The organism is Gordonia sp. Z-3, from assembly GCF_036233855.1.
In the GTDB taxonomy this organism is placed as follows: Bacteria; Actinomycetota; Actinomycetes; order Mycobacteriales; family Mycobacteriaceae; genus Gordonia; species Gordonia tangerina.
The window spans coordinates 206065-232818 of the sequence record NZ_JAZARS010000005.1 but is presented as its reverse complement, the minus strand read 5'-3'; the positions used below and the strand labels follow the sequence as shown (position 1 = coordinate 232818).

25 protein-coding genes are annotated in these 26754 nt (G+C 66.5%); 7 read left to right on the top strand and 18 right to left on the bottom strand.

The window, feature by feature from the left end; genetic code table 11:
• Positions 1-13: 13 nt before the first annotated feature.
• From recO to hrcA, 11 genes are all read right to left on the bottom strand, one after another.
• A complete protein-coding gene (gene recO / locus VX037_RS07860) occupies positions 14-772 on the bottom strand; it encodes a DNA repair protein RecO (protein WP_235722681.1) in 759 nt (252 codons plus the stop codon).
• Between the two features lie 48 nt (positions 773-820).
• Positions 821-2308, bottom strand: coding sequence for a YhgE/Pip domain-containing protein (locus tag VX037_RS07855; protein ID WP_287016770.1), 1488 nt, complete (start codon positions 2306-2308; stop codon positions 821-823).
• 3 nt (positions 2309-2311) lie between these two features.
• Positions 2312-3235: a GTPase Era gene (era, locus tag VX037_RS07850; RefSeq protein ID WP_287016769.1), complete on the bottom strand. Its 924-nt coding sequence runs from the start codon at positions 3233-3235 to the stop codon at positions 2312-2314.
• Positions 3235-3591, bottom strand: coding sequence for a cytidine deaminase (locus VX037_RS07845; RefSeq protein WP_235722677.1), 357 nt, complete (start codon positions 3589-3591; stop codon positions 3235-3237). The genes era and VX037_RS07845 overlap by 1 nt, the downstream gene beginning before the upstream one ends.
• The gene (locus tag VX037_RS07840) at positions 3588-5018 is read right to left on the bottom strand and encodes a hemolysin family protein (RefSeq protein WP_266062888.1); all 1431 of its coding nucleotides are present in this window, start codon (positions 5016-5018) and stop codon (positions 3588-3590) included. The genes VX037_RS07845 and VX037_RS07840 overlap by 4 nt, the downstream gene beginning before the upstream one ends.
• 2 nt (positions 5019-5020) lie before the next feature.
• On the bottom strand, positions 5021-5587 hold the full coding sequence (gene ybeY / locus VX037_RS07835; RefSeq protein ID WP_235722675.1) for an rRNA maturation RNase YbeY: 567 nt from the start codon (positions 5585-5587) through the stop codon (positions 5021-5023).
• Positions 5584-7749, bottom strand: a complete 2166-nt coding sequence (locus VX037_RS07830; protein ID WP_235722674.1) for a PhoH family protein — start codon at positions 7747-7749, stop codon at positions 5584-5586. The genes ybeY and VX037_RS07830 overlap by 4 nt, the downstream gene beginning before the upstream one ends.
• Before the next feature lie 124 nt (positions 7750-7873).
• Positions 7874-8623 carry an alpha/beta hydrolase family protein gene (locus tag VX037_RS07825; RefSeq protein ID WP_235722673.1) on the bottom strand — a complete coding sequence of 250 codons (750 nt, stop codon included), beginning with the start codon at positions 8621-8623 and terminating at the stop codon, positions 7874-7876.
• A gap of 26 nt (positions 8624-8649) precedes the next feature.
• Positions 8650-9402 carry a 16S rRNA (uracil(1498)-N(3))-methyltransferase gene (locus tag VX037_RS07820; protein ID WP_235722672.1) on the bottom strand — a complete coding sequence of 251 codons (753 nt, stop codon included), beginning with the start codon at positions 9400-9402 and terminating at the stop codon, positions 8650-8652.
• A 29-nt stretch (positions 9403-9431) separates the two neighbouring features.
• Complete coding sequence (gene dnaJ, locus VX037_RS07815) at positions 9432-10598, bottom strand: molecular chaperone DnaJ (protein WP_235722671.1); 1167 nt, start codon at positions 10596-10598, stop codon at positions 9432-9434.
• A gap of 87 nt (positions 10599-10685) precedes the next feature.
• Positions 10686-11720 (bottom strand): heat-inducible transcriptional repressor HrcA, encoded by a 1035-nt coding sequence (gene hrcA / locus VX037_RS07810; protein ID WP_235722670.1) that lies wholly within the window; start codon positions 11718-11720, stop codon positions 10686-10688.
• Between the two features lie 131 nt (positions 11721-11851).
• On the opposite strand from hrcA, the gene VX037_RS07805 reads away from it, so the two are divergent.
• A complete protein-coding gene (locus VX037_RS07805; RefSeq protein ID WP_287016768.1) occupies positions 11852-12301 on the top strand; it encodes a type II toxin-antitoxin system VapB family antitoxin in 450 nt (149 codons plus the stop codon).
• A gap of 7 nt (positions 12302-12308) precedes the next feature.
• Here VX037_RS07805 and hemW read toward each other — a convergent pair whose 3' ends face one another.
• Positions 12309-13520, bottom strand: a complete 1212-nt coding sequence (gene hemW, locus VX037_RS07800) for a radical SAM family heme chaperone HemW (RefSeq protein ID WP_287016767.1) — start codon at positions 13518-13520, stop codon at positions 12309-12311.
• Positions 13521-13946: 426 nt separating this feature from the next.
• Here hemW and VX037_RS07795 point away from each other — a divergent pair, with 426 nt between their 5' ends.
• The 5 genes from VX037_RS07795 to VX037_RS07775 are packed head-to-tail and all read left to right on the top strand — an operon-like array spanning position 13947 to position 19494.
• Positions 13947-15692: a nitrite/sulfite reductase gene (locus VX037_RS07795; protein ID WP_235722667.1), complete on the top strand. Its 1746-nt coding sequence runs from the start codon at positions 13947-13949 to the stop codon at positions 15690-15692.
• Positions 15689-16441 (top strand): phosphoadenylyl-sulfate reductase, encoded by a 753-nt coding sequence (locus VX037_RS07790; protein ID WP_235722666.1) that lies wholly within the window; start codon positions 15689-15691, stop codon positions 16439-16441. Before VX037_RS07795 ends, VX037_RS07790 begins: the two co-directional genes overlap by 4 nt.
• Positions 16423-17397, top strand: coding sequence for a sulfate adenylyltransferase subunit CysD (gene cysD, locus VX037_RS07785; RefSeq protein ID WP_372474971.1), 975 nt, complete (start codon positions 16423-16425; stop codon positions 17395-17397). The genes VX037_RS07790 and cysD overlap by 19 nt, the downstream gene beginning before the upstream one ends.
• Position 17398: 1 nt before the next feature.
• Positions 17399-18703, top strand: coding sequence for a sulfate adenylyltransferase subunit 1 (locus VX037_RS07780; RefSeq protein ID WP_235722664.1), 1305 nt, complete (start codon positions 17399-17401; stop codon positions 18701-18703).
• 23 nt (positions 18704-18726) lie between these two features.
• Positions 18727-19494, top strand: a complete 768-nt coding sequence (locus VX037_RS07775) for a sirohydrochlorin chelatase (protein WP_235722663.1) — start codon at positions 18727-18729, stop codon at positions 19492-19494.
• Here VX037_RS07775 and VX037_RS07770 read toward each other — a convergent pair.
• The 5 genes from VX037_RS07770 to VX037_RS07750 all read right to left on the bottom strand — a co-directional run bounded on the left by VX037_RS07770 (position 19452) and on the right by VX037_RS07750 (position 23660).
• On the bottom strand, positions 19452-20447 hold the full coding sequence (locus VX037_RS07770) for a sulfate/molybdate ABC transporter ATP-binding protein (RefSeq protein ID WP_235722662.1): 996 nt from the start codon (positions 20445-20447) through the stop codon (positions 19452-19454). The genes VX037_RS07775 and VX037_RS07770 overlap by 43 nt on opposite strands.
• A gap of 1 nt (position 20448) precedes the next feature.
• A complete protein-coding gene (gene cysW / locus VX037_RS07765; RefSeq protein WP_287016766.1) occupies positions 20449-21375 on the bottom strand; it encodes a sulfate ABC transporter permease subunit CysW in 927 nt (308 codons plus the stop codon).
• Positions 21372-22136, bottom strand: a complete 765-nt coding sequence (gene cysT, locus VX037_RS07760) for a sulfate ABC transporter permease subunit CysT (protein WP_287016765.1) — start codon at positions 22134-22136, stop codon at positions 21372-21374. The genes cysW and cysT overlap by 4 nt, the downstream gene beginning before the upstream one ends.
• A gap of 18 nt (positions 22137-22154) precedes the next feature.
• Positions 22155-23234 carry a sulfate ABC transporter substrate-binding protein gene (locus VX037_RS07755; protein WP_287016795.1) on the bottom strand — a complete coding sequence of 360 codons (1080 nt, stop codon included), beginning with the start codon at positions 23232-23234 and terminating at the stop codon, positions 22155-22157.
• A gap of 228 nt (positions 23235-23462) precedes the next feature.
• Positions 23463-23660: a hypothetical protein gene (locus tag VX037_RS07750; protein ID WP_235722659.1), complete on the bottom strand. Its 198-nt coding sequence runs from the start codon at positions 23658-23660 to the stop codon at positions 23463-23465.
• A 132-nt stretch (positions 23661-23792) separates the two neighbouring features.
• On the opposite strand from VX037_RS07750, the gene VX037_RS07745 reads away from it, so the two are divergent.
• Complete coding sequence (locus tag VX037_RS07745) at positions 23793-25823, top strand: glycoside hydrolase family 15 protein (RefSeq protein WP_266062875.1); 2031 nt, start codon at positions 23793-23795, stop codon at positions 25821-25823.
• Between the two features lie 7 nt (positions 25824-25830).
• On the opposite strand, the gene VX037_RS07740 is transcribed toward VX037_RS07745, so the two are convergent.
• Complete coding sequence (locus VX037_RS07740) at positions 25831-26754, bottom strand: cation diffusion facilitator family transporter (protein ID WP_287016763.1); 924 nt, start codon at positions 26752-26754, stop codon at positions 25831-25833.

Below are 26754 nucleotides of genomic sequence, written 5' to 3'. Positions count from 1 at the left end.
CGCCCGTCTCCTCTCACGCGGTGTCCACCAGCCTATGGGGTGCTTCACGTTCGATCAGTGGCAGGGTTCGCAACTGTCGTTCCAGATGCCACTGCAGATGCGCCGCGGTCAGTCCGGTGGCCTGCCGCTGCAACGACGAACTGACGTCCACGGTGTGTTCCCACTGGCCACGGAAGAGCGCATCCATCAGATCCAGTACGCCCGGCGACGGAGTCGCCGAACCGGGAGGGCGGCAATGGATGCACACCGCTCCCCCGGCCGCCACGTGAAACGCACGGTGCGGTCCCGGCTGGGCACAGCGGGCACAGACGTCGAGGGTGGGCATCCAGCCCGCGCAATGCATGGCCCGCAGGAGGTAGGCGTCCAGGATGAGTTCGTTGGGTCGCCTACGTTCGGCCAGCGCGTCGAGCGCACCGACAGTCAGCCGGTGCAGTTGTGCGGCCGGTGCACGTTCCTCACCAGCGAGCCGTTCCGCGGTCTCCAGAACCGCACATGCGGTGGTGTAGCGGCTGTAATCGGCCACGAGCGCGTCGGCGTACGCGTGCAGCGTGTGCACCTGGGTGACCACATCGAGTGAGCGTCCTGGATACAGGTGCACATCGACGTGGGCGAAGGGTTCGAGCCGGGCGCCGAACTTGGATCGGGTACGTCGCACACCTTTGGCCACCGCACGCACCAGGCCGTGTTCCTGGGTGAGCATCGTGATGATGCGGTCGGCTTCGCCCAGCTTGTGCTGGCGCAGCACCACGGCCTCATCCCGGTAGAACCTCACCCGATCATTCTTCCACCGTGCACCGACGATGACCGTCGCGACATGCGCTCAGTCCGGGTCGGCGCGCCTGCGCTCGGGCGCCACGCCGGCCACGTGCGCGGGTGACGGCGTGGTGATGGTGGCCGGCCCGCCCCCGTCGACGAACTGTGCCAGACGCGATGGCAACGTCATCCCGCCGGGGAACCGGTGCCAGCCCTTGCGGTCGTAGAGCTTGGTCCCGCCCAAACCCAACGCCACACCGACCAGCAGCCCGACCAGGCACTGGATCACCGATCGCCCCAGTCCGGCATCGAAGTCGGCATCGAAATAAAGGATCGCGCGGCAGCCCAGGTACACCAGATGCATCGGTTCGATCGCGGCGATCCAGGCGAACAGTCGCGGACTGGCCTCCAATGGCACGGTGCCTCCCGACGAGGGCAGTCCGAGGATCACGAAGAAGATCAGGTTGAGGATCAGACCCGGGTTTCCGAAGACCGCCATCATCGAACTCGCCGAGATGCCGACGGCGCTGATCACCAGCACCGAGAACATCCACAGCGAGAACGCGTTGGGCAGCGACGTACCCACCGCGGTGCAGACCGCGATGTAGAGCGCGGACTGGATCACCGCGACGAAGACCATGATGGTCCACTTGGTGGCAAGGGTGCCCCATCTCGAGATCGCCAACCGTTGTCGCAACTGGTAGAACGGCCCGTACTCGATCGGGGTCTGGCCGAGGATGCCGTCGACCACCACGCTGACCATCATCGCCCCGGTGAAACCGGCCAAGATCAGCAGCAACGTGTAGTAGAACGCCGACAACCCGTTACCCGAGCCGTCGGGCAGCGGAGTCGGTTCGATGACCCGCACGTCGACGGGGTTGGCCAGCGCCAGTTGTGCGGCCCCGGAGAAGGGCACGTCAGCGGCCACCAACGTTTGCCGCACCGTCTCCACCAACCGCTCGCCGACCTGTTGATTGACCTGCGCCGACATCTCGTCGGCGAACGTGGTGGTGACGGCCGACGCGAAGGTGCCCGAACCACGGTTGATGAACACGTCGATGGCCATCGGTGCAGGTTTGGCCTGCAGAACCGCCGACCGCCCCAATGCGACGGCGCGGTTGGTGAAGTTGGGCCCGATCACCACGACGCCGTAGGTCTTGCCGGAATTGAGTTCGCCCAGCGCGGTGACGCGGTCGGTGCGCTCGACGGCGATTCCACTCGCGGCCGCGGCCGAGACCACGCCGTCGGCGACCTCGTTGCCGAAGTTCTGGGTGCTGGTGCTGCCGTCGGGGTTGTCGACCTCACCGCCACGATCTTCGTTGATCAGCGCGATCGGGAAATCGTGCAGATTTTTCTGCGGATCGGCGACCGCGCCCATGTAGAGCGCGGCCATCAGGGACATGATCACCACCACCAGAACCAGCGGTGCGAGCCAGAACCGTGGTGAGCGCAGGACTTCGGCGATGGTGCTGCCGGCCTCCGCCTCGTGCTGTTCGGGCAAAACGTCATCAACCGGCGCGCCTGCGGTGTCGTCGGCACTCTCGTGACGCCCCATCGGCTAGAAACCCATCCGACCGAGCTGCTTGGGGTCGCGCTGCCAGTCCTTGGCGACCTTCACATGCAAGTCGAGGTACACCTTGGTGCCCAGTAGTTTCTCGATCTGTGCCCGGGCGACGGTACCGACCTCTTTGAGACGCGACCCCCGATGGCCGATTATGATCCCCTTCTGACTGTCACGTTCGGCGTAAAGGATGGCGTGCACATCGACCATCGTCGGTCCGTCGGACTCTGCGGTGGCGTCGTCGGTGTCGCGCGGGATGATCTCCTCGATGACGACCGCCAGCGAATGGGGCAGCTCGTCACGCACCCCTTCGAGCGCCGCCTCGCGGATGAACTCCGCCATCAGCACTTCCTCGGGCTCGTCGGTGAGCTCGCCATCGGGGTAGAACGCCGGCCCGGGCTCCATCAGGCTCACCAGCACATCGGTCAGCACGTCGAGCTGTTTGCCGGATCTGGCCGACACCGGCACCACCTCGGAGTCGGGCCCGAGTAATTCGGACAACGCGATGAGCTGGGCGGCGATCTTGTCTGGGGTGACGCGGTCGATCTTGGTGACCACACCGAGCACGGTGGTGCGGGGCGCCATCTGCCGCACCTGGGACAGAATCCACCGATCACCAGGGCCGATGGCCTCGTCGGCGGGCACACACACGCCGATCACATCGACTTCGGAGTAGGTGTCGCGGACGAGGTCGTTGAGTCGCTGGCCCAGCAGTGTCCGCGGACGGTGCAGTCCGGGTGTGTCCACCAGGATGAGCTGCGCGTCGTCGCGGTTCACGATGCCGCGGATAGTGTGCCGGGTGGTCTGCGGCCGGTTGGAGGTGATCGCGATCTTCTCACCGACCAAGGCGTTCGTCAGGGTGGACTTGCCGGTGTTCGGCCGGCCGACGAAACAGACGAACCCCGACCGGAATTCGGCCATCAGACCGAACCCACCCGGTCGATCGGCGCACCCTTCAGGTCGGTCAGCACCGCGTAGGCGTCGGCGCTGATCTCGACCAGGGTGGCCATCCCCGGATCGTCGGCCGCGCCGTTGATGAGTACGGCCGCCTCAAAGGCACGCGCTCCCGAGGACAGCGCGGTCGCGATCGCCACCTGCAGTCCGGACAGTTCCAGGGAGTTAGTGCTGACCGGCGCACCGGCGTAGGTGCGCCCATCGCCGTCACGGACGGCTGCCGCCGTACTCGTCTCGGCGCGGGCAAGTGCTCCCCGGGCGAGCACGACGAGTTTATGGTCCTCGTCGGAGAGGTCGGTGTTCTCACCCGGGGCTGTGCTCACGTTCTGTCCTCGCTGCTGTTGGTGTGCTTGGTGCGTTCGCCGCGCGATCGCTGCGACGACCCTCGGCTGGACATGGAGTATTCCCCACCTCGATCCCGATCGGCCACCTCATCATCGGGAATGTCGCTGTCATGGTGCTCACCGCGGCCAGATCGGGTGTCGTCGGTCTCGGGCTCATCCATGCGGGTGACCAGCACGGTGATGATGCGCTGACGCCCTCGACGGTTCGGGCCACCCTCGGCGACCAAAAGCAGTCCGTGCGACTCCACCCGCGCCCCGGGCAGTGGGACACGACCGAGTTCGAGGCCGAGGAGACCGCCGACGGTTTCCACCTCGTCGTCGTCGATATCGATGTCGAACAACTCGCCTAGATCTTCCACCGGCAGCCGGGCCGACACCCGCACCGCATCGTCGTCGAGTTCCTCGACCGGTGCGACCTCGTCCGTGTCGTACTCGTCGGTGATCTCGCCGACGATCTCCTCCAGGACATCCTCGATGGTGACCAGACCCGCGATGCCGCCGTACTCGTCGACCAACAAAGCCATGTGATTGCGGGTGCGCTGCATGTCGGCGAGAACCTTGTCCAGCGGTTTGGAGTCGGGAATGAACTCGGCATCGCGCATCACCTCGTGTACCCGCGCCGTCGTCGAGGATTCGCCTGACACCAAGTCCTTCAGATACACCACCCCGACGATGTCGTCGGGGTTCTCGCCGATCACCGGGATACGGGAGTGACCGGACCGCACAGCCAGACTCATCGCCTGTGCCGCCGTCTTGTCCTGCTCGATCCAGATCATCTCCGGACGCGGCACCATCACCTCGCGGGCGTTGGTGTCGCCGAGGTCGAAGACCGACTGGATCATCCGGCGTTCATCGGCCGCCACCACGCCACTGGCCTCGGCGAGGTCGACGACTTCCCGCAGTTCCACCTCGGTGGCGAATGGTCCGTTGCGGAAGCCCTTGCCCGGGGTGATCGCATTACCGATCAGGATCAGCAGCCGGGTCAGCGGTTTGAGTAGCAACCCGATGGCCTGCAGCACGATCGCCGAACCCAGCGAGATGGTGTACGCATGCTGGCGGCCGAGGGTGCGTGGACCGACACCGACGGCCACGTACAGCACCACCGCCATGCCGAGAATCGCGGCGAACAGTCCCCATCCCACGCCGAGCCAGTCGGTCAAGGCAAGTGCGATGAACGCGACCGAGGCCGTTTCGCAGGTGACGCGCAGCAGCACCGCCAGACCGACGTAGGTGCCCCTGCTCTGGAGCACGGTCGCCAATCGGACGGCACCGGCGCGCTGTTCTTTCATCATGTCTTCGACACGGGCTATCGAGACCGTCGACAGGGCGGCATCCATGGCGGCGAAGATCCCGCCGAACAAGAGCAGCACGATCGCGGCCACGACGAAGATGACGTCGTCAGGCACCGTCACTCGTCCTCGGTGGAGGCGTTGTCGCCCGCAGTGAGATCGGTGAAGCCGATGTTGGTCAGCAGCCGCGTGTCGCGGTCGGACTGTCGACGTTGCTGCGCCTGACGATGCCGGTCGGCATAGAAGTCCTCGAGGATTCGGTTCTGCAGACCGAACATCTCCTTTTCCTCTTCGGGCTCGGCGTGGTCGTAGCCCAGGAGATGGAGCACCCCGTGGATGGTCAGCATCGACAGCTCGTGCTCGAACGACCGTCGCGCCGATTTCGCCTGTTCGGCCGCGAATTCCGGGCACAGTACGATGTCACCGAGAATGGCCGGTCCCGGTTCGGCTGCGTCGGGCCGGCCGCCCGGCGCGAGTTCGTCCATCGGGAAGCTCATCACGTCGGTCGGTCCGGGCAGGTCCATCCACTGCATGTGCATGTCGGCCATCGCGTCCTGATCGACACACAGGATGGACAATTCCGCCGCCGGATGCACATCCATCGCCGCCACCGCGAAACGAGCGGCCGAGATGATCAGATCGGCCGGGACCTCGACGCCGGACTCGTTGGCCAGCTCGATGCTCATGACCGACGCCCGTGGTTGGCGGCGCGACGCGACGCGCGGTTGCCGGGCAATCTATCGGCATCACGCAGGCCACCGGACCGCTGATTCTCCTCGGCCCGGCCGTAGGCGTCGACGATGTCGGCAACCAGGCGGTGCCGGACCACGTCTTGGCTGGTGAGGGTGGAGAAGTGGATGTCGTCGATGCCGTCGAGGATGCGGGTGGCGGCCATCAGGCCGCTCTGCGCCCCGCCCGGGAGGTCGACCTGGGTGGTGTCGCCGGTGACGACGACCTTGGAGCCGAAGCCGAGACGGGTGAGGAACATCTTCATCTGCTCGCCGGTGGTGTTCTGCGCCTCGTCGAGGATGATGAAGGCGTCGTTGAGGGTGTTGTGCGTGAGCAGAAAATCCTCCGTCACATACAGCGAGTCCTCGGCGGCGACCTTGATGCAGACCGCCTCCTCGGTGCCCACCTCGTCGATGCTCTCGATGTAGCGCTTCGGCTCCTTGCATGCGCCCGCCGCGTACTTCTCCACCTTGCGGCCGAGCCGGAACGGCGCCAGGCCGGCCGGCAGCCGGATGTCGAGCACGTGCGCATCATGGCGGTAGGGAACCTCACGTCCGCGTGCCTTGCCCGGAGCACGACCAGCTGCTTTCCGGGTGCGTGAGTACACCACGCCCCCGAGAGAGCGCACGAGGAAGATGACGTCGTCTCGCAGGCGGTCGGACACCGTCGTGTACTGGACGCGGCAGGTGCGTCCCGACTGGCCGACGGGTCCGCCGTCGGTGTCGAGCAGTCCTTGCAATACGGCCAGTCGGACGTCGGCGGAGTTCTGCAGGTACTGGGCGGGCACGAACTTCGTGGACGACTTGCTCCCCCACAGCCCCAGTGCACGCATCGCATGCGTGACCGGGTTCTCGATCGTGATCACCTCGCCCGGCGTGCCGATGCGGTTGAGCACATAGTCGACGTCCGATTTCTGTCGGGCCCGGATGCCGGGAACTGCGGCGACGAGCGCGTCGATGAGTTCGGGGTCTGCGGTGGTGAACGACGGTGTCGTCATGCCCGCCATACATCCGTCACCGAGCATCAGTCCGAGGGCGTACGGGTCGAGAGGTACCGGCTGGGCGTCGATGGAGACCGGCGCAGCCAGCATCGGCAGCTCGTAGCGGTGGTAGTGCGCCGCGCGGAGATTGCCGATCATCTCCTTGGCGGCGAGCACCCGGGGCCCCTTGCCGCGACGTCGGTCGCTGCGGGTGTACACCGACCACAGGTGATCGGTGGAGCACAGAGTCGAGGCACCGTCCTGTGCGGTCACCCGCACGATGTCCTTGAAGCCCTGCGGGTAGATGCCTTGCACCTCGGTGGGCTTGCCGTTCGAGCCGATGACTTGATCGCCGACCTCCAGGTCGCCGATCGGGCGGAACCCCCCCGGTGTCAGCACTCGGGTCGACAAGGGTTGCGCCCGGCCACGCATATACGCCAGCGGCGCCACCTCGATCACCCCGGCCGCCATCAGCTTCGGGATCGCCTCGGGGTCCATCATGTCGTGCAGCGCGTCGTACAGAGGCCGGAGGTAGGGGTCGATCTTCTCGCTGAGCGTGCCCGGCAGGAAGCCGAGACGTTCACCGGCCTCGACAGCCGGGCGGGTCAGGATGATGCGGTTGACCGACTTGGACTGCAGCGCCTGCACGGCCTTGGCCATCGCCAGATAGGTCTTGCCGGTACCGGCGGGCCCGAGGCCGAACACGATGGTGTGGTTGTCGATCGCGTCGACGTAGCGCTTCTGATTGAGCGTCTTGGGCCGGATGGTCTTGCCGCGGCGGGAGATGATGTCCAGCGACAACACGTCGGCGGGCGATTCACTCGAACCTTCCGACAGCATCGACACACTGTGCCGAACCAGGTCGGGGCTCAGCGGGGTGCCGCGACCGACGAGATCGACCAGCTCGGCGATCACACGTTCGGACGCCGCCACATCGGCGGGTGCACCGGTCAGGGTGACCTGGTTGCCCCGTACATGGATATCCGCCGGCAGCAGTTGTTCGAGAGTACGGAGATTGACGTCACTTGCTCCGAGCAGGCCGAACACCACCTCGGAAGAGATTTCCACGTTGGAGGTGACAGATCGGCCCGCGGGTGGTCTGTTCGACGACGTGCTCGCGTCCGGGGTGTCGTCACTCACGTATGAAATCCCTCCTCAGGGTCCATGTTCGGTGCAGCTGTTGCGCCGCGATGGTGCCAGTCTAACGCGATTGAACGGGGCATCAGCAGGCATTATTCCGCTCGTACACAGGCCCGGCGCCGGTTCACACACCCAGCAACCGGATCGTCTGCCGAGTGGAGACGCTGTGCGGATCCACGAACGCGTCGTGGCCCTCACCCGGCACCACCACGAGTTCGGCCGATTGGCCGGCCGCGGTGACCGTCTGCACGTAACGCCGGCTCGACTCCACCGGAATCGCGCTGTCGAGTTCACCGTGCAGTGCCACCACATGCGCCTCGAAGGGCTCCTGACACAGCGGGGATGCCTCCCGATAGCGATGTGGGATCTCGTCGACCGGTCGACCCATCAGCCCACGGATTGACGGCCGGTTCGCGCCTGCTTCGAGGTCCAGTGCCGCCGATTGAGCGATGACCTGGGTGATCGTGGTGCCCGCGGTGCGCGCCCCCAGCTGCGCCACCGCCCAGACGGCGAGTTGTCCGCCCGCCGAATGGCCGACCACCGCGACCGCATCCCAGTCCACTCGCGAGCCGATCTCGGGCGGTACGACATCGCGGACAGGACCGTCGAGAGCCCGCAGCGCGGCCAGCACATCTCGGCCGGTGCCCGGCCAGCCGCCGCCTTCCTCGCCGACACGGCGGTACTCGATGTTCCAGACCAGGCAACCACGTTCGGCGATCAGACGAGCGATCGCGGTCTCGATGGTCAGAGCGAACTCGGTGCTCCAGTAGCCGCCATGGATGAGCACCACCGGCCGCACCGTGTCCTCGGGTCCGACGCCGTCTGCGGGGAGATATACATGCCCGAATTGCGATGGCGCCGTACCGTATTCCACTTTGGTCCGATGAACGGCGCATCGTCTCACCGGGTCACCCACCGATCGGTCAGGACTCCGATCGCGCCGAGCGCGACGGCCGCGGCGCTCGACGTGCGCAGGATCTCCGGCCCCAGGATCACCGGCGTTGCGCCGAGCGCGGTGAGATCGGCGATCTCGGTGTCGTCGACGCCCCCTTCGGGTCCGACGACCAACACGATCTCGGAGGCCTCGGCGATCGGAAGGTCGCGGAGCCCGACGCCGCCATCCTCGTGGAGGATCGCCGCCACACCGCCGCCGGCGATGGCGTCAGCGCAGCGACTGCGGACATCTGTCGTGGACGCCAGCGGTGCGATCGACGGAATCCACGGTCGCCGACTCTGTTTCGCGGCAGCCACCGCAGCCGCCCGCCACTTGTCCCGCCCCTTGTCGGCCTTGCCGGTCCACCGGGCCACGCACCGCGCCGCCTGCCACGGCACGATCTCGTCGGCCCCGGCCTCGGTGGCGAGATCGACCGCCAGTTCCGACCGCTCCGACTTCGGCAGTGCCTGCACCACCGTCACGCGGGGCCGCGGAGGGTCGACGTAGGCGTACGAATGCGCCCGGGCCACCAGTGAGTCCTTGCCGGTGATCGCCACGATCTCGCAGCGGGCGGTGGACCCTCGTCCGTCGCCGGCGATCAACTCCGCACCGACGGCCAGTCGGGTGACCGTGACCGCATGGCGGCCTTCGGAACCAGACACCACGACGTCGGTACCGGCACGCGGTACGTCCTCGACCCAGAACAGTGGTGGACTCACGCGTAGCTCTTGTCAGTTCGTCGTCGGGTTCAGCGTCCGGCGAAAGCGTTACGCAGTCGCGAGAAGAGCCCACCGGCTGCGGCGCCCGTCGCGGAGCTGACGACCTCCGGCTGCTCATGCGATGCCTCGCGGAATTGGTTCAGCGCCTCGGTCTGGGCGGTGTCGAGTTTGGTGGGAACCACCACCTCGAGGTGCGCGTGTAGAGTGCCGCGGACCCCGGTGTTGAGGTGCGGCATGCCCTGGCCCTTCACCTTCACCACATGTCCGGGCTGGGTCCCCGGCGCGATGGTGACGCGCGCGGTGCCGTCGAGGATCGTGTCGACGTCGATCTCGTTGCCGAGCGCGGCGTCGGCGATCGGCACGCGGACGGTGCAGTGCAGGTCGTCCTTGTCGCGGACGAAGACCTCGTGCTGACGCTCGGTGACCTCGACGTAGAGATCACCGGCAGGCCCACCGCCCGGGCCGACCTCACCTTGTCCGGACAGTCGCACGCGCATGCCGTTCTCGATGCCGGCGGGGATCTTCACCGTCATCGTGCGGCGGGAGCGGACACGGCCGTCGCCCCCGCACTTTCGACACGGGTCGGGGATGACCTCGCCCACGCCGTGGCACGTCGGGCACTCGCGCACGGTCATCACCTGGCCCAGGAAGGATCGCTGCACGGCCTGGATCTCGCCCTGACCCTTACAGGTGTCGCAGCTGGTCGGTTTCGAATCGCCGTGGGTACCCGATCCCTTACACAGGTCACACAGGATCGCGGTGTCGACGGTGATCTCCTTGTTGACTCCGGCCGCGCATTCGTCGAGGTCGAGTTCCACGGCGACCAACGCGGGTTCGCCCGGCTGCACCCGGCTGCGCGGTCCACGACCTGAGCCGAATCCCCCACCGAAGCCTCCGCCGCCGCCGGAACCGAAGAATGCCTCGAAGACATCTCCCAGACCGCCGCTTCCGAAGCCGCCGCCCGAGAAGCCGCCTTGGCCCGGACCCGCCATCGGGTCCCCGCCGGCGTCGACGATGCGGCGCTTCTCGGGGTCGGTCAGCACCTCGTATGCGGTGCTGACCTCTTTGAATCGGTCCTCTTCGCCCGGGTTGACGTCGGGGTGCAGCTCACGCGCCTTCTTGCGGTAAGCGCGCTTGATCTCCTGGTCGGAGGCACCCTTGGCCACACCCAGGATTCCGTAATAATCACGTGCCACGGTCGTCTCGGTCCTGTCGTCTCACTGGTCACACTGGGCTCGGGTGGTCCGGCATCGCTCCCGGGCCGCTGCGGGCGGCCGCACGGGTCAGCGATCGGCCAACACCTCGCCGACATATTTGGCAACGGCTGCGACAGACGCGATTGTTCCCGGATAGTCCATACGGGTGGGACCGACCACGCCGACGCCGCCGAACACCGTGCCCGAAGCACCGTACCCTGTCGACACGACCGAGGTGCCACGCAGGTTCTCGGTCTGCGTCTCCTCCCCGATCTGGACGGTGACCCGTCCCATACGCTGGCTCGTGGCGAGCAACTTCAAGACCACCACCTGCTCTTCGAGGGCGTCGAGCACCGTGTCCATCCCGCCGAACACCGGCGCGAAGTCGGCGGCCGAACGGGCCAGATTGGACGTGCCGCCGAGAACGAGACGGTCGTCACCACGCTCCACGAGCGTCTCGACGAGAATCGTGGCCACCGCGATCACCGCATCGCGGATGTCGTCCGGGGCATCGTTGGCCAGTTCGGCGACCGCCACCGACGCCTCTTCCAGACGTTTGCCGTGCAAGGCCGCGGAGAACATGTCGCGCAAGCGGATGTAGTCGTCCTCGTCGAGGTCGTCACCGAGCGCCACCATGCGCTGTTCGACCCGACCGGTATCGGTGATCACCACCAGCAACAGCCGCGACGGCGACAGCGACACCACCTCGAGGTGCCGCACGGTGGCCGTCGACAGTACGGGGTACTGGATGACGGCGACCTGCCGAGTGAGCTGAGCGAGCAATTTGACCGAGCGTCGCAGCACGTCGTCGAGGTCCACCCCGGAATCGAGGACCGACAGGATCGCGCGTCGCTCTGCCGCCGACAACGGCTTGACCTCGCTGATCCGGTCGACGAACATCCGGTAACCCTTATCGGTGGGTACCCGGCCGGAACTGGTGTGTGGCTGGGCGATGTAGCCCTCGGCCTCCAGCACCGCCATGTCGTTGCGGACCGTCGCGCTCGACACCCCGAGCTGGTGGCGCTCCACGAGCGCCTTCGAACCGATGGGCTCCTGTGTGGAGACGAAATCGGTCACGATCGCACGCAAGATCTCGAATCTGCGATCGTCCGTGGTCGACATCCGTCTACACCTCCCGATCGTGCACTCTGCCATACAGTAGGTGACATCCATCTTACGAACCGTTGCGTGAATTCCGTCGGACGCATCGTCCACGCGCCCGTCCCCACGCACGCCGGACCAGGAAGTGCTCGATGATCTTCAAGGGGGTGAGGGACGGGAGGCCCTATCCCGACCACGGGATGTCGGCGAGTGCATGGGCCAAGATCCCGCCCCGGCAGTTCCGACTCGATGAACTCACCACGGTCACCACGGTCCTCGCGCTCGACCGCCTGCTGAGCGAGGATTCGACGTTCTACGGCGATCTCTTCTCGCATGTCGTGCGGTGGCGTGGCGATCTGTATCTGGAGGACGGGCTGCACCGAGCAGTGCGCTCGGCACTCCGTAACCGACACATCATCCATGCCCGCATGCTCGATCTCGACGCCATCGACCTCGACACCGACGCGGACTCGGTGGCCGACCGGCTCGACACCAAACGCCTACCGTCGCCGGGCCGGGCTCCGGTGCCCGGCGGCGCCCATCGCAAGGCCACCCGCAGCACCGGCTGGACCCTCCCGTCGACTACCCCTCCACAGTGGTGAGCCACCGTCACCCGGCGTACAGGATCTCCCGCACCACCCGATCGGCGAGCAGCCGTCCGGCGTCGGTGAGCACCAGCCGTGCGCCCACCGAACCGACGAAGGCGAGCAGCCCGTCGTCGACGAAGCCCGATGCCCGCCGGAACTCCTCGGCGGTGAGGTGCTCGACGGACAGCCCGTTGCGGCATCGCGCGGTCAACATCACCGACTCGACGTGGCGGTCTTCGTCGGTGAGTACTTCGTGACCGCCCACCGGCAGCCGCGCATCGGTCAGCGCGTCGGCGTATCGGGCCGGATGCTTCTGGTTCCACCACCGCACACCATTGACATGGGAGTGCGCACCCGGTCCGATACCCCACCAGTCACTGCTGTACCAGTACGCGAGATTGTGGCGGCAGCGACTGTCCTCACCGCGTGACCAGTTGGACACCTCATACCAATCGAATCCGTCGGCCTGCAGGCGGCTGTCGAGGATCTGATAGCGATCGGCGAGCACGTCGTCGTCAGGTGCGGGCAGTTCGCCACGACGAATCCGACGCGCCAACGCGGTGCCGTCCTCCACGATCAGGGCGTAGGCGGACACGTGGTCGACGTCGGTGGACAGTACGGCGTCGACACTGGCGTGCAGATCCGCATCGGTCTCCCCCGGCGTTCCGTAGATGAGGTCTAGATTGACATGTCGGAAACCGGCGGCGGTGGCCTCGCGGGCGGCGGCCACCGCCCGCCCCGGCGTGTGAGTGCGGTCCAGTGTCGCGAGCACATGCGGTGCCGCGGACTGCATCCCGAGCGAGACCCGGGTGAATCCGGCTGCCAACAAACCGTCGAAGAACTCCGGCGAGGTCGATTCGGGGTTCGACTCGGTGGTGACCTCGGCGTCGTCGGTGAGCTCGAACCGGGCACGCACCGCGTCCAGGAGGCGCCGCAGACCGTCGGCCCCCAGCAGCGACGGCGTGCCACCGCCGACGAAGATCGTCGAGACCCCTCGGGCCGGATTCAGCAGCCGTGCGGCGCTGTCCAGCTCCCGCTCCACCGCCTGCTGCCATGATTCAGGCGACGAGGAGCTGCCCAACTCCCCTGCCGTGTAGGTGTTGAAATCGCAGTACCCGCAGCGCGTCGCACAGAACGGCACATGCAGATACAGGCCGAGTGGTGTCGCCGGGTCGACCGCACCACACGCTACTTCGACGGCGCTGTCGACTGCGGGCTCGGTTTCGAGCTTCATGGGTCCATCATGCGCGCTCGGTGCGGTGTGATGAGCGCCACCTCGTCGGTTTCGGTGTCACTTCGCGGACGCGGAATAGACGTCGCACCGAACGCCTTGACCCCAAAGGAATGGACCTCGAGGTGCACCGGTAACGGACATTTGCCTCATCGTGAGGAAAAATAACCCCAAGTAGACGCGGCAAGGGTGATCGTGGCACTATGAACGACGTGACTTCCCCAGGGGTGTGGCTCGCAGCCCGACGCCACATCGATCTCAAGCGCGTCTGCAGCGCATTCTGTCGTCCTTAGACGACGTGTTGCCCTGTCGTCGGCAGACGACAGTTCGGCCCTGAGAAGTCCCCCGCTCGACGCGGGATGCCGACACGTTTCCAGCCCACCTTTTTCGTGATCGCTGACGTGTGCCTGCGTCAGCTCAGGAGACTTCATGACGTCCACCACCGACGATCTGTCCGTGACCACGCCCTACGCAGCCGCCAAGGCCGCGCCGGCCGCGGACCGCCCCGCTCGTAAGAAGCGCCCGGCCAAGCGCCGCGCCGAGGGCCAGTGGAAACTCGGTTACCGTGAGCCGCTGAACCCCAACGAGCAGGTCAAGAAGGACGACAACCCGCTCAACGTCCGGGCCCGCATCGAGAACATCTACGCCAAGCAGGGCTTCGAGTCGATCGACAAGCAGGATCTGCGCGGCCGGATGCGCTGGTGGGGCCTCTACACCCAGCGCGCCGAGGGCTACGACGGCACCTGGACCGGCGACGAGAACATCGACATCCTCGAGGACAGCCACTTCATGATGCGGGTGCGCTGTGACGCGGGCGCCCTCAACGTCGACCAGCTGCGCACCCTTGGCGGACTGTCCACCGAGTTCGCCCGCGACACAGCCGACCTGTCCGACCGCGAGAACGTCCAGTACCACTGGATTCGCATCGAGGACGTCCCCACCATCTGGGAGCGGCTCGAAAGCGTCGGGCTCTATACCACCGAGGCGTGCGGCGACTGCCCGCGCATCATCCTGGGTTCCCCGCTCGCCGGTGAGGCCGTCGACGAGGTGCTCGACCCCACCCCGGCGATCGACGAGATCGTCCGCCGCTACATCGGTGACCCGCAGTACTCGAACCTGCCGCGCAAGTTCAAGACTGCCATCTCCGGTCTGCAGGACGTCTCGCATGAGACCAACGACGTCGCCTTCATCGGCGTGAACCATCCCGAACACGGCCCGGGCCTGGACCTCTGGGTCGGCGGCGGGCTGTCCACCAACCCGATGCTGGCGCAGCGGGTGGGCGCCTGGATTCCGCTCGACGAGGTGCCCGACGTGTGGGAGGGCGTGGTCGCCATCTTCCGCGACTACGGCTACCGCCGACTGCGCACCAAGGCACGCCTGAAGTTCCTCATCAAGGACTGGGGCATCGAGAAGTTCCGCCAGGTCCTCGAGGACGAATACCTCGGCCGCAAGCTGATCGACGGTCCGGCACCCGAGCCGCTGACCGCTCCGCGCGACCACGTCGGCGTGCAGAAGCTCAAGAACGGCCTCAACTCGGTCGGTTTCGCCGCGATGGCCGGCCGTGTCTCCGGCACCATCCTGACCAAGGTGGCCGAGGCAGCCGAACGAGTCGGGTCCGACCGCATCCGCTTCACCCCGTACCAGAAGCTCGTGGTGCTCGACGTCGCCGACGACAAGGTCGACGAGCTCATCGCCGACCTGGCGAAGCTCGGCCTCAGTGCCCGGGCATCCAACTGGCGACGGAACCTGATGGCGTGCAGCGGCATAGAGTTCTGCAAGCTCTCCTTCACCGAAACCCGCAAGCGTTCGCAGCGGCTGGTCCCGGAGCTCGAGGAGCGCCTCGCCGACATCAACGCCGACCTCGACACCCCGATCACCGTGAACATCAACGGCTGCCCCAACTCGTGCGCCCGTTCGCAGGTCGCCGACATCGGCTTCAAGGGTCAGCTGGTCGAGGACGGCAACGGCGGACAGACCGAGGGATTCCAGGTGCACCTGGGCGGAAGCCTGGGCCAGGACGCCGGATTCGGCCGCAAGCTGCGGCAACACAAGGTGCTCTCCACCGAACTCGGCGACTACATCGACCGGGTGGTCCGCCAGTACGTGGAGCAGCGACACGACGGAGAACGGTTCGCGCAGTGGGCCGTTCGAGCTGACGAGGAGGCACTGCGATGAGCACGTCCACCGACACGACAGCGACCGGCCGACGGTTCAGCGAAGACGAGCTACGCGCGATCGCCGAGAAGGGCGCGGCCGACCTCGGCCCCGACGCCACTCCCGCCGACCTGCTGCGCTGGACCGCCGAAACCTTCGGCGACAATTTCGTGGTCGCTTCCAACATGCAGGACGCAGCGCTGGTCGACCTGGCCACCAAGAACATCGACGACGAGGCGCTGCACGGCAGCAAGCTCAAGGTGCTGTTCCTGGACACCGGCTATCACTTCGCCGAGACCATCGGCACCCGGGACGCGGTCGAGCAGGTGTATGGCGTCGAGATGGTCAACCTGACCCCCGAACACACCGTCGCCGAGCAGGACGAACTGTTGGGCCGCAACCTGTTCGCCCGCGACCCCGGCGAATGCTGCCGGCTGCGCAAGGTGGTTCCGCTCAAGAACGGGCTCGCCGGCTACGACGCCTGGATCACCGGCATCCGGCGCGTGGAGGCACCCACGCGCGCCAACGCTCCGCTGATCTCCTTCGACGAGGGCTTCGGGCTGGTCAAGATCAACCCGATCGCCGCCTGGTCTGACGAGACCATGCAGGACTACATCGACTCCAACGGAGTGCTGGTCAACCCGCTCGTCGACGACGGCTACCCGTCGATCGGCTGCGCACCCTGCACCGCCAAACCCGAACCCGGATCCGATCCGCGCAGTGGCCGTTGGGCCGGTCGCGCCAAGACAGAATGTGGGCTGCACGCATGACCATCGCCGACACCTCGTCCACCACCACCCCCGACACCGCACGGGCCGTGGTCGACTCCGCCGACGACTTCACCACCCTCGACGCCCTCGAATCCGAGGCGATCCACATCTTCCGTGAGGTCGCCGGCGAGTTCGAACGCCCGGTGATCCTGTTCTCCGGCGGCAAGGACTCCACCGTGCTGCTGCACCTGGCGATCAAGGCCTTCTGGCCTGCGCCACTGCCGTTCTCGCTGCTGCACGTGGACACCGGACACAACCTGCCGGAGATCATCACGTTCCGCGACGAGATCGTCGAGCGGTACAACCTGCGCCTGCACGTCGCGTCGGTGGAGGAGTACATCGACGACGGTCGCCTCACCGAACGACCGGACGGCATTCGCAACCCACTGCAGACCATCCCGCTCCTCGACGCCATCACCGAGAACCGCTTCGACGCGGTGTTCGGCGGCGGCCGACGCGACGAGGAGCGCTCGCGCGCCAAGGAGCGGATCTTCTCGCTGCGTAATGCCTTCGGGCAGTGGGACCCCAAGCGTCAGCGCCCGGAACTCTGGAACCTCTACAACGGCCGCCATGCACCCGGCGAGCACGTGCGCGTGTTCCCGCTGAGCAACTGGACCGAGCTGGACATCTGGCGCTACATCGCCCGCGAACAGGTCCTGCTGGCACCGCTGTACTACGCGCACGAGCGTGAGGTCTACTCGCGCGACGGCATGTGGATGACCACCGGCCCGTGGGGCGGACCCCGCGAGGGTGAGGTCGTCGAGAAGCGCGTGGTGCGTTACCGCACCGTCGGCGACGGCTCGACCACCGGCGCGGTGCTCTCCGACGCCGCCGACAACGAGGCCGTGCTCGCCGAGGTCGCCGCCTCCCGACTCACCGAACGCGGCGCAACCCGCGGCGACGACCGCGTCTCCGAGGCCGCCATGGAAGACCGCAAGCGCGAAGGATATTTCTGAGATGAAGCACGCCCCCGACCTCCTGCGTATTGCGACGGCCGGCAGCGTCGACGACGGCAAGTCCACCCTCGTCGGCCGCCTGCTCTACGACACGAAATCGGTTCTCGCCGACCAGATCGACGCCGTCACCAAGGCTTCGGTCGACCGCGGCCTGGAGGGTCCCGACCTCTCGTTGCTCGTCGACGGGCTGCGCGCAGAGCGTGAGCAAGGCATCACGATCGACGTCGCCTACCGCTACTTCGCCACGCCAGCACGCTCTTTCGTGCTCGCCGACACCCCCGGCCACGTGCAGTACACCCGCAACACGGTGTCCGGTGCATCCACCGCCCAGCTGGTGATCCTGCTGGTCGACGCCCGCAACGGTGTCGTCGCGCAGACTAGGCGCCATGCCGCCGTGATGGCGTTGCTCGGTGTGCCGCAGTTGGTTCTGGCGGTCAACAAGATCGACCTCGTCGACGACCCGGCCACCGCCTTCGCGCAGATCTCGGCCGAGTTCGCCGAACTGACCCGTTCGCTGGGCTGGTCGGCCGAGCAGGTCACCGCGATCCCGGTCTCGGCACTGCACGGCGACAACATCGCCACCCGGTCCGAGTCCACCCCGTACTACGACGGTCCGGCACTCATCGAGCATCTCGAGACGGTGCCGAATGTCACCGACCCTCGGCCGGTGGGCCTGCGCTTCCCGGTGCAGTACGTGATCCGCCCGCGCACACCTGAGTTCCCCGACTACCGCGGGTACGCCGGACAGATCGCCGCCGGCCGGGTCTCCGTGGGCGACGAGGTCGTGATCCTGCCTGCGGGCACCCGCAGCACCATCCGGCAGATCGATACCGCCGACGGGCAGCTCGCCACCGCGCACACCGGCCGCAGTGTCACGCTGCTGCTCGACGACGACGTAGACATCTCGCGCGGCGACCTCATCGCCGCTGTCGCCGACGCCCCGGAACCGTTGCAGCAGTTCAGCGCGACGGTCTGCTGGTTGGCCGAGAAGCCGCTGCGCCCCGGTGCCCGTCTGCTGCTCAAGCACGGCACCCGCACCACACAGGCGATCATCGGCGGCCTCGAGGTGCTCTTCGACGAGCAACACCTGTCGCTGATCGACGCTCCGGACACCGTGGAGCTCAACCAGATCGGCCGCATCTCCATCCAGACCGCCGATCCCATCGCCGCCGACGACTATCAGGTCAACCGCGAATCGGGCAGCTTCCTGCTGATCGATCCGCAGGGTGGTAACACCCTCGGGGCCGGCCTCGTCGGTGACGCGCTGGCGCATCTGCACCTGTCGCAGACGCCGGAGCTCGTCTGAATCCCGTTCGGTTGGACAAGCTGATGAACCCGACACTGCTGTTGGTGGCACACGGCAGCCGTGACCCCCGGTTCGCGGCCACCGCCTCGCGCATCCGCGACGCGGTCGGCCGCGTCATGCCGGGAGTCGACACCGAACTCGCCTATCTGGACCTCGACGCTCCGCTGGTCGGTACGGCGCTCGAGGAGGTCACCGGCGACTGCGTGGTGGTTCCGCTGCTGTTCGCGGCGGGCTATCACAGCAAGATCGACCTGCCGACGATCATCGCCGACCACACCGGTCGCGGGCGTGCGGTCACCCAGACCGACGTCATCGGCTCGTCACCACTCGCCCAGGCCTTGGCCTACCGCCTCGTGGAGGCCGGGGTCACCGATCCGGTCGCCGATCGTGTCGGGGTGATCCTCACCGCCGTGGGCTCTTCCGACGCCGCCGCCGACCGCCACGTCCGCCGGCGCGCGATCGAGTTGTCCACGCTCCTGAACCGACCGGTCGAGGTGGTGTTCGCGACCAAACTGGGCGCGCGTGATCATCGTCTGCGGACCGCCATCCGTCGCCTACGATCCGCCGGCGCGGAGCGCATCGCGGTGAGCCCGTACTTCTTGTCCGCCGGCCTGCTGACCGAGCGGGTCGAGGCCGCAGTCGATCGCCACACCAGCGATGCGGTGGTCGCGGGACCGCTGGGCGCCCACCGTGACGTCATCGAGGCCGTCTGCCGTCAATACCGGGCGGTGGCGACCCGCGACTCTACTCAGGAGTCGCTGAGCGCGGCCACCTTCGTCGCGCGGGCGTAGATCACCTCTCCGGGTTTCAGATTCAACGCGTACGCGTCGCCTCGGGTGATCTGCGCCTGGAACTCGTCACCGGTCGTGGCGGCGATCAGCTCCAGCCGCACCTCGAATCCGAGATGCACCACCCGCGTCACCGTCGCCTTGATGACCCCGGTGTCCAATGCCGAGTCTGCTGCCGGCAGTGCCAGTTCGGGGTTGCGCCCGATGCGGATGTCGTGCGGACGGACCAGTTCGCCGTTGAGGCGCACCGTCGACCCCAGAAACGACGCGACGAAGACGTTGGCCGGTCGGTCGTAGAGGTCGTCGGGTGTGCCCACCTGTTCGATACGCCCCTTGTTCAGCACCGCGATGCGGTCGCTCACGTCGAGCGCCTCCTGCTGGTCGTGGGTGACCAGCACGGTGGTGACGTGCACCTCGTCGTGCAGGCGACGCAACCACTTTCGGAGATCCTCCCGGACCTTCGCGTCGAGCGCACCGAACGGTTCGTCGAGCAACAGCACCTGCGGGTCGACGGCCAATGCACGCGCCAGGGCCATCCGCTGGCGTTGGCCGCCGGACAATTGCGCGGGAAACCTCTTCTGGAACACGGTCAGCCCGACCACGTCGAGCAGCTCGTCGACCTTCGCCGCGATCTCAGCCTTGGGACGCTTGCGGATCTTGAGGCCGAACGCGATGTTGTCGCGCACGGTGAGGTGCTTGAACGCGGCATAGTGCTGGAACACGAATCCGATGTCGCGTTGCTGCGGCGATGCGGTGGAGACGTCGTTGCCCTTGATGAGCACGGTGCCCGAGTCGAGGCTGTCGAGACCGGCGATCGCCCGTAGCAGCGTCGATTTGCCCGAGCCGGACGGGCCGAGCAACGACGTCAGCGACCCTTCCGGAATGTCGATGGAGACGTCGTCGAGAGCGGCGAAATCGCCATACCTCTTGTTCGCGCGTATCACCGAGATCGACATGTCACATGCCTTCCTTGTGCGGTTCGGTCGAGGCAGGGCCGTACGGGACAGCCGGCGCGGCATCTTCGGCAGGCGCCTCACCAGTCGACGGTTCGTCACCGGCCGCCTCGTCGGTGTCGCCGACCCGGCTCTGGGCACCGCGTTCGATGAGTGTCATCGCGATCAACACCGCGATGGCCACCAACATCAGCAATGTGGCCGCAGCATACGCGCCGTACTCGTTGTAGTCGTCGACGTAACGAGAGTGAACCAGCAGGGTCAGGGTCTGCGAGATGCCGGGGAAATTCGACGACACCATCATCACCGCGCCGTACTCGCCCAGTGACCGGGCCACCGTCAGCACGATGCCGTACGTCAGACCCCACCGGATGGCCGGCAGCGTGATCCGGCTGAACGTCTGCCAGCCGTTGGCCCCCAACGTCGCAGCCGCCTGTTCCTGCTCGGTACCGATCTCGCGCAGCACCGGCTCCACCTCGCGCACCACGAACGGCAGCGTGACGAAGATGGTGGCGAGCACCAGACCGGGGAAACCGAAGATGATGCGGAACCCGGCGCTCTCGATGCCGCCGAACCATCCGCCGTAGCCCCACAGCAGGATCAATGCGACGCCCACCACCACCGGCGACACAGCGAACGGGAGGTCCACCACGGCCTGCAGAATCCCCTTGCCGGGGAATCGGCCGCGCACCAGGGCCAGCGCGGTCACGATGCCGAACACCACGTTCAGCGGCACCACGATCGCAACGATCGCCAGGCTCAACTGGAGGGCGGAGATCGCGGCGGGTGTGGTGATCCACTCCCAGAACTGCCCGACCCCGTGTTCGAACGACCGCCAGAAGATGAGGGTCACCGGCACGATCAACAGCACGAACAGATAGATGAGCGCGACGGCACGCAGACCGTAGCGGGTCAACGGCGACAATCTCACTGGTCGCGCTCCTCTCGCATCCGTTGCCGGTGACCCACCAGTCGCAACACGAGCAACGCACAGAAGGCGATCAGCAGTAGCATCACCGAGACAGCGGCCGCCCCGACCGGGTCGTCGACCTCGATCTGCTGCTGGATGTATTGCGAGGCGACCTGGGTGTCGCGCGGAATGTTGCCGCCGATGAGCACCACCGAACCGAACTCGCCGATCGCGCGGGTGAACGCCAGGCCTGCACCGGTCAGGATCGACGGGAGCAGCGCAGGCAGCACGATCTTGGTCCAGGTGGTCCAGTTGGTCGCGCCCAACACCGCAGCGGCCTCTTCGACGTCGGTGTCGAGTTCCATCAGCACCGGCTGTACCTGCCGCACCACGAACGGCAATGTGACAAACGTCAACGCCACGACCACTGCGGGTTTGGTGGCGTTGATGTGAACGTCGATCGGGCTGTTCGGGCCGTACAGCGACAACAACACCAGGCTGGCCACGATGGTCGGCAACGCGAACGGGAGATCGATGATGGCGTTGACGAATCCCTTGCCCCAGAACTGGTCCCGCACCAGCACCCACGCGATGATGGTGCCGAAGACCACATTGATCAATGCGGCCACCAGCGAAACGATGACGGTGATCCGCAAAGTGGCCAGCGCGTTGGGGTCGGTGACGGCGTCGACGAACCCAGACCACCCATCAGAGAACGACGAGACGGTGATCGCGGCCAGCGGCAACAGCACGATGACGGTCAGCCACTCTTTGGGAACCACTGTCGATGACCGGCGTGCTCACTGTCGGCCGCCCGTGTCGTAGAGCTCGGTGATCGAACCATCCGAACCGAACAGCACCGTGTCGACCGCCGCCCAGCCGGTGCGGATCGAGCCGTCGGCGGCAGGGCCGGCCTGCGGACCGAGAACCGCGCCGACTTCGTCGATGGTCCACAGCTTCTCGATCTGTCCCGGGAACATCTTTGTGGTCGCCGCCGCGACGGAATCCGTCACCGGCCGGAAACCCTGTTCGGCCCACAGGAGTTGCGCTTCGTCGGTGAACAGATAGTCCACGAAGGCGCGTGCGGCGGGCTCGTCGGAGGTGGTATTGACCACCGCCACCGGGTTCTCGATCTGGAAGGTCTCGCGCGGCACGAAGTACTCCACCTGCTGGTCCGGGCTCGCAGTCGCGTTGGCCCGATCCAGCATGATCGCCTCGTTTTCGTAACTGATCAGGACGTCGCCCTGCCCTTGTTCGAAGGCCGTGGTGGCCTCGCGTCCCGACTTGGGGATCACGGTCACATGGTCGCGGATCAGTTCGGCGATGTAGTCGAGGCCTGCCTGGTTGTCGCGGCCGCCGTTGCTCTTCACCGCGTAGGGGGCGAGCAGATTCCATTTGGCCGATCCGGAGCTGCCCGGATTGGGGGTGATGACCTGCACGCCCGGCTTGAGCAGGTCGTCCCAGCCGCGGATGTTCTTGGGGTTGCCCTTGCGCACCACAAATGCGACCACCGACCCGAACGCAACGCTGTTGTTGGGTTCGCGCTGCTGCCAATCCGCGTCCACCACGCCGGCGTCGACGAGTCGGGTCATGTCCGGTTGCACCGAGACGTTGACGACGTCGGCGGGCACGCGACGGGCCACCTTGCGGGATTGGTCACCGGACGGGCCGTACGACTGGGAGAACCCGATGTCGTGACCGTTCTCGGTGCGGCGGAAGGCCGGGATCACCACGTCGAAACCCGGTTTGGGGGTCGCGTAGGCGATCAGGTTCACATGACGCGAGCCGGTGGAGATGTCCTCGCCGCCGGGCTCATCGGTCGACCCGCCTCCGCAGGCCGCGAGGACGAGCGTCAGGGTTGCCGCGATGGCCACCGCCATCGCGGGGCGCCTCGAGCGCACGCCAACCGACTTCGTCACGCTCACTTCCTCCCACGCTGCGTCACACCGAACTCATAGACGCTAGCAACGGCCGGGGCCGTGCCACCAATGCGTTCGCGCCGGCGCCACCTCACTACCGCGGCCAGGTCAGCGGGTGAGGACCCAGGCCAGGATCACCAGCACGATGAGTGCCACCAACGCCAACGTCACGCGAGAACGGAACATCGCCTACAGCCCCTTTCCATCGTCGTCGGCGAATCGTCGTCGATCGAACACCGTCGAGACCGCGTCGACCAGCACATTGAGCACCGCTGCCACCACCACGGCGAACGGGATCACCACCACGAGGGTCACCAGCAGCTGCGGAACGAACGAGAGACCGGTCAGCCACTCCTCGACCCCGTCCCACCAGGTGAGCAGCGACATGACGTATCACCTCATCGTCTTTCCGGCCCGACTCGTGGGCGCACCTGGGTTTCGCTCAGGCTGATTCAAACCCGGCGAGATCCCGACGTCGGCCGAGTGGCGACGGTCGGGCCTGATCGCAATGATATAGCCATGACTCCACCGGAAGACGCTGCCGTCACTGCGCTGCCCATCGACAACGCCACGCACATCGACGCCGCCGGCAGCACGCATTCCGATGCCACCGGAATCGACCCGGAGGCAAAGGCCTTCTCGCCCGCCACACCAAGCCACAACGCGTTCCCACCCATCGGCGATTACGCCTTCCTCTCCGACACCGAGACCAACTGTCTGATCGCGCGTAACGGTTCGGTCGAGTGGATGTGTGTGCCACGTCCCGATTCGCCCAGCGTGTTCGGAGCCGTCCTCGATCGCAGCGCCGGGCACTTCCGACTGGCCCCGTACGGCGTGAACGTGCCGGTCGATCGGCGGTACCTGCCGGGCAGCCTGATGGTGGAGACGACCTGGCAGACCGACACCGGGTGGATCGTGGTGCGCGATGCCTTGGTGATGGGTCCCTGGCACGACCACGAACGTCGGTCCACCACACATCGCCGCACCCCCACCGACTGGGACGCCGAACACATTCTCTTGCGGACGGTGCGTTGTGTCTCAGGGACCGTGGAACTCGCCTTGAGTTGCGAACCGGCATTCGACTATCACCGTGGCAAGACAGTGTGGGAGTATTCGGGGCCTGCCTACGGCGAGGCGATCGCCACCGGATCGGGTACCACGGCCCCCGGTCCCACGCTCAAACTGACGACCGATCTCCGGCTCGGGCTCGAAGGCCGCGAGGCCCGGGCCCGCACACGTCTGGTCGAGGGCGACAGCAAGTTCGTCGCACTGTCCTGGTCACGACAGCCCGCGCCGCAGAACTACGAGGAGGCGGCGCAGAAGATGTGGTCGACCTCCGAGTGCTGGCGGCAATGGATCAATGCCGGCACCTTCCCCGACCACCCGTGGCGCACGCATCTGCAGCGTTCGGCATTGACTCTCAAGGGCCTCACCTACTCGCCCACCGGCGCACTCCTCGCCGCAGCGACCACATCGTTGCCGGAAACACCAGGCGGGGAACGTAACTGGGACTACCGATATGCCTGGGTGCGTGACTCCACGTTCGCGCTGTGGGGCCTGTACACCCTGGGACTCGACCGTGAGGCCGATGACTTCTTCTCGTTCATCGCCGACGTGTCGGGGGCCACCAACGGCGAGCACCATCCGTTGCAGGTGATGTACGGGGTGGGCGGCGAGCGCACCCTCGAGGAGGAAGAACTCCATCACCTGTCCGGATACGACGGCGCCCGTCCGGTGCGTATCGGAAACGGCGCCTACAACCAGGCGCAGCACGACATCTGGGGCACCATGCTCGACTCGGTCTACCTCAACACCAAGTCCAGCGAGGCGGTCCCGGAGACCCTGTGGCCGGTGTTGAAGGCACAGGTCGAGGAGGCAGTGAAGAACTGGCGCAAACCCGATCGCGGGATCTGGGAAGTGCGCGGCGAACCAAAGCATTTCACCTCGTCGAAGGTGATGTGCTGGGTCGCTCTCGATCGCGGCGCCCGGCTCGCCGCCCTTCATGGCGAGAAGTCGTATGCAAAGACATGGGCGGGCATCGCCGACGAGATCCGCGCCGACATCCTCGAACACGGCGTCGATGAGCGTGGGGTGTTCACCCAGCGCTACGGCGACCCAGCGCTCGACGCGTCCGCACTGCTGATCCCGCTGCTGCGCTTTCTGCCCTCGGACGACTACCGGGTCCGCAACACTGTGCTCGCGATCGCCGACGAGTTGACCGACAACGGACTGGTGCTGCGCTACCGCGTCGAGGAGACCGACGACGGACTCTCCGGCGAGGAAGGGACCTTCACCATCTGTTCGTTCTGGTTGGTCTCGGCGCTGGTTGAGATCGGTGAGTTGCATCGCGCCAAGGTGCTGTGCGAGCGGTTGCTCTCCTACTCCAGCCCGCTCAAGCTCTACGCCGAGGAGATCGACGCCAAAACCGGCCAGCATCTCGGCAACTTCCCGCAGGCGTTCACCCACCTGGCGTTGATCAACGCGGTGATGCACGTGATCCGGGCCGAGGAGGCCGCCAGCCACGGCACGTTCCAGCCCGCCCACCACTGAGGGGACACTAGCTCAGGCGCCAGGACTCGTAGGCGCGCGGATCGTCGACCGGTTCGACGTGGATGGCGACGTCGAGGTGTGACAGGGCGGCCCGCAACTCGCCTTCGACCTCTTCGGCGAGGTCGTGGGCGTGTTGCACCGACCACTCACCCGGCACCAGCATGTGCATCTGGACGAACCGACGATGTCCGGCCTCACGGGTGCGGATGTCGTGGAAGACCACGCCGCGGTCGCGATGTGGGCTCAGCGTCGTGTCGATCACCGCCAGGTCGGATTCCGGTAGCGCCGCATCCATCATCCCCGCCGCGGAGCGCCAGATCAGTCGGCTGCCCACCACCAGGATGTTGATCGCGACGGCCATGGCGATGAGCGGATCGAGCCGAAGCCAGCCGGTGACGGCCACCAGGAACACCCCGAACACCACCCCCACTGTGGTCCAGACGTCGGTCATCAGGTGTTTGCCGTCGGCTTCCAGGGTGATCGATCGATGACGTCGCCCGGCCCGCAACAAGACCACCGCCACTACGCCGTTGATGACCGTGGCCCCGACCGAGATGGCCAGACCGGGGCCCACCGCCTCCAGTTCCGTGGGGTTGATCAACCGGTTGATCGCGGTGACGATGATCGCGCCGGCCGCGACGAAGATCATCACACCCTCGATGACGGCCGAGAAGTACTCGGCCTTGGTGTGGCCGAAGTTGTGACCGGTGTCGGCCGGCCGGGCGGCTATCCGTAGGGCCACGAACGCGCCAACCGCCGCAACGAGATTCACCACCGACTCGGCCGCATCGGACAGCAGACCGACGGAACCGGTGATCTGCCAAGCGATCACCTTCATCGCGATGGTGACCACGGCAGCCGCGACACTGAGCAGAGCGAACCGCGTTAGATCGCCGCGGCTGTCGCGACGAGAACCGGCCCCGGATTCCAT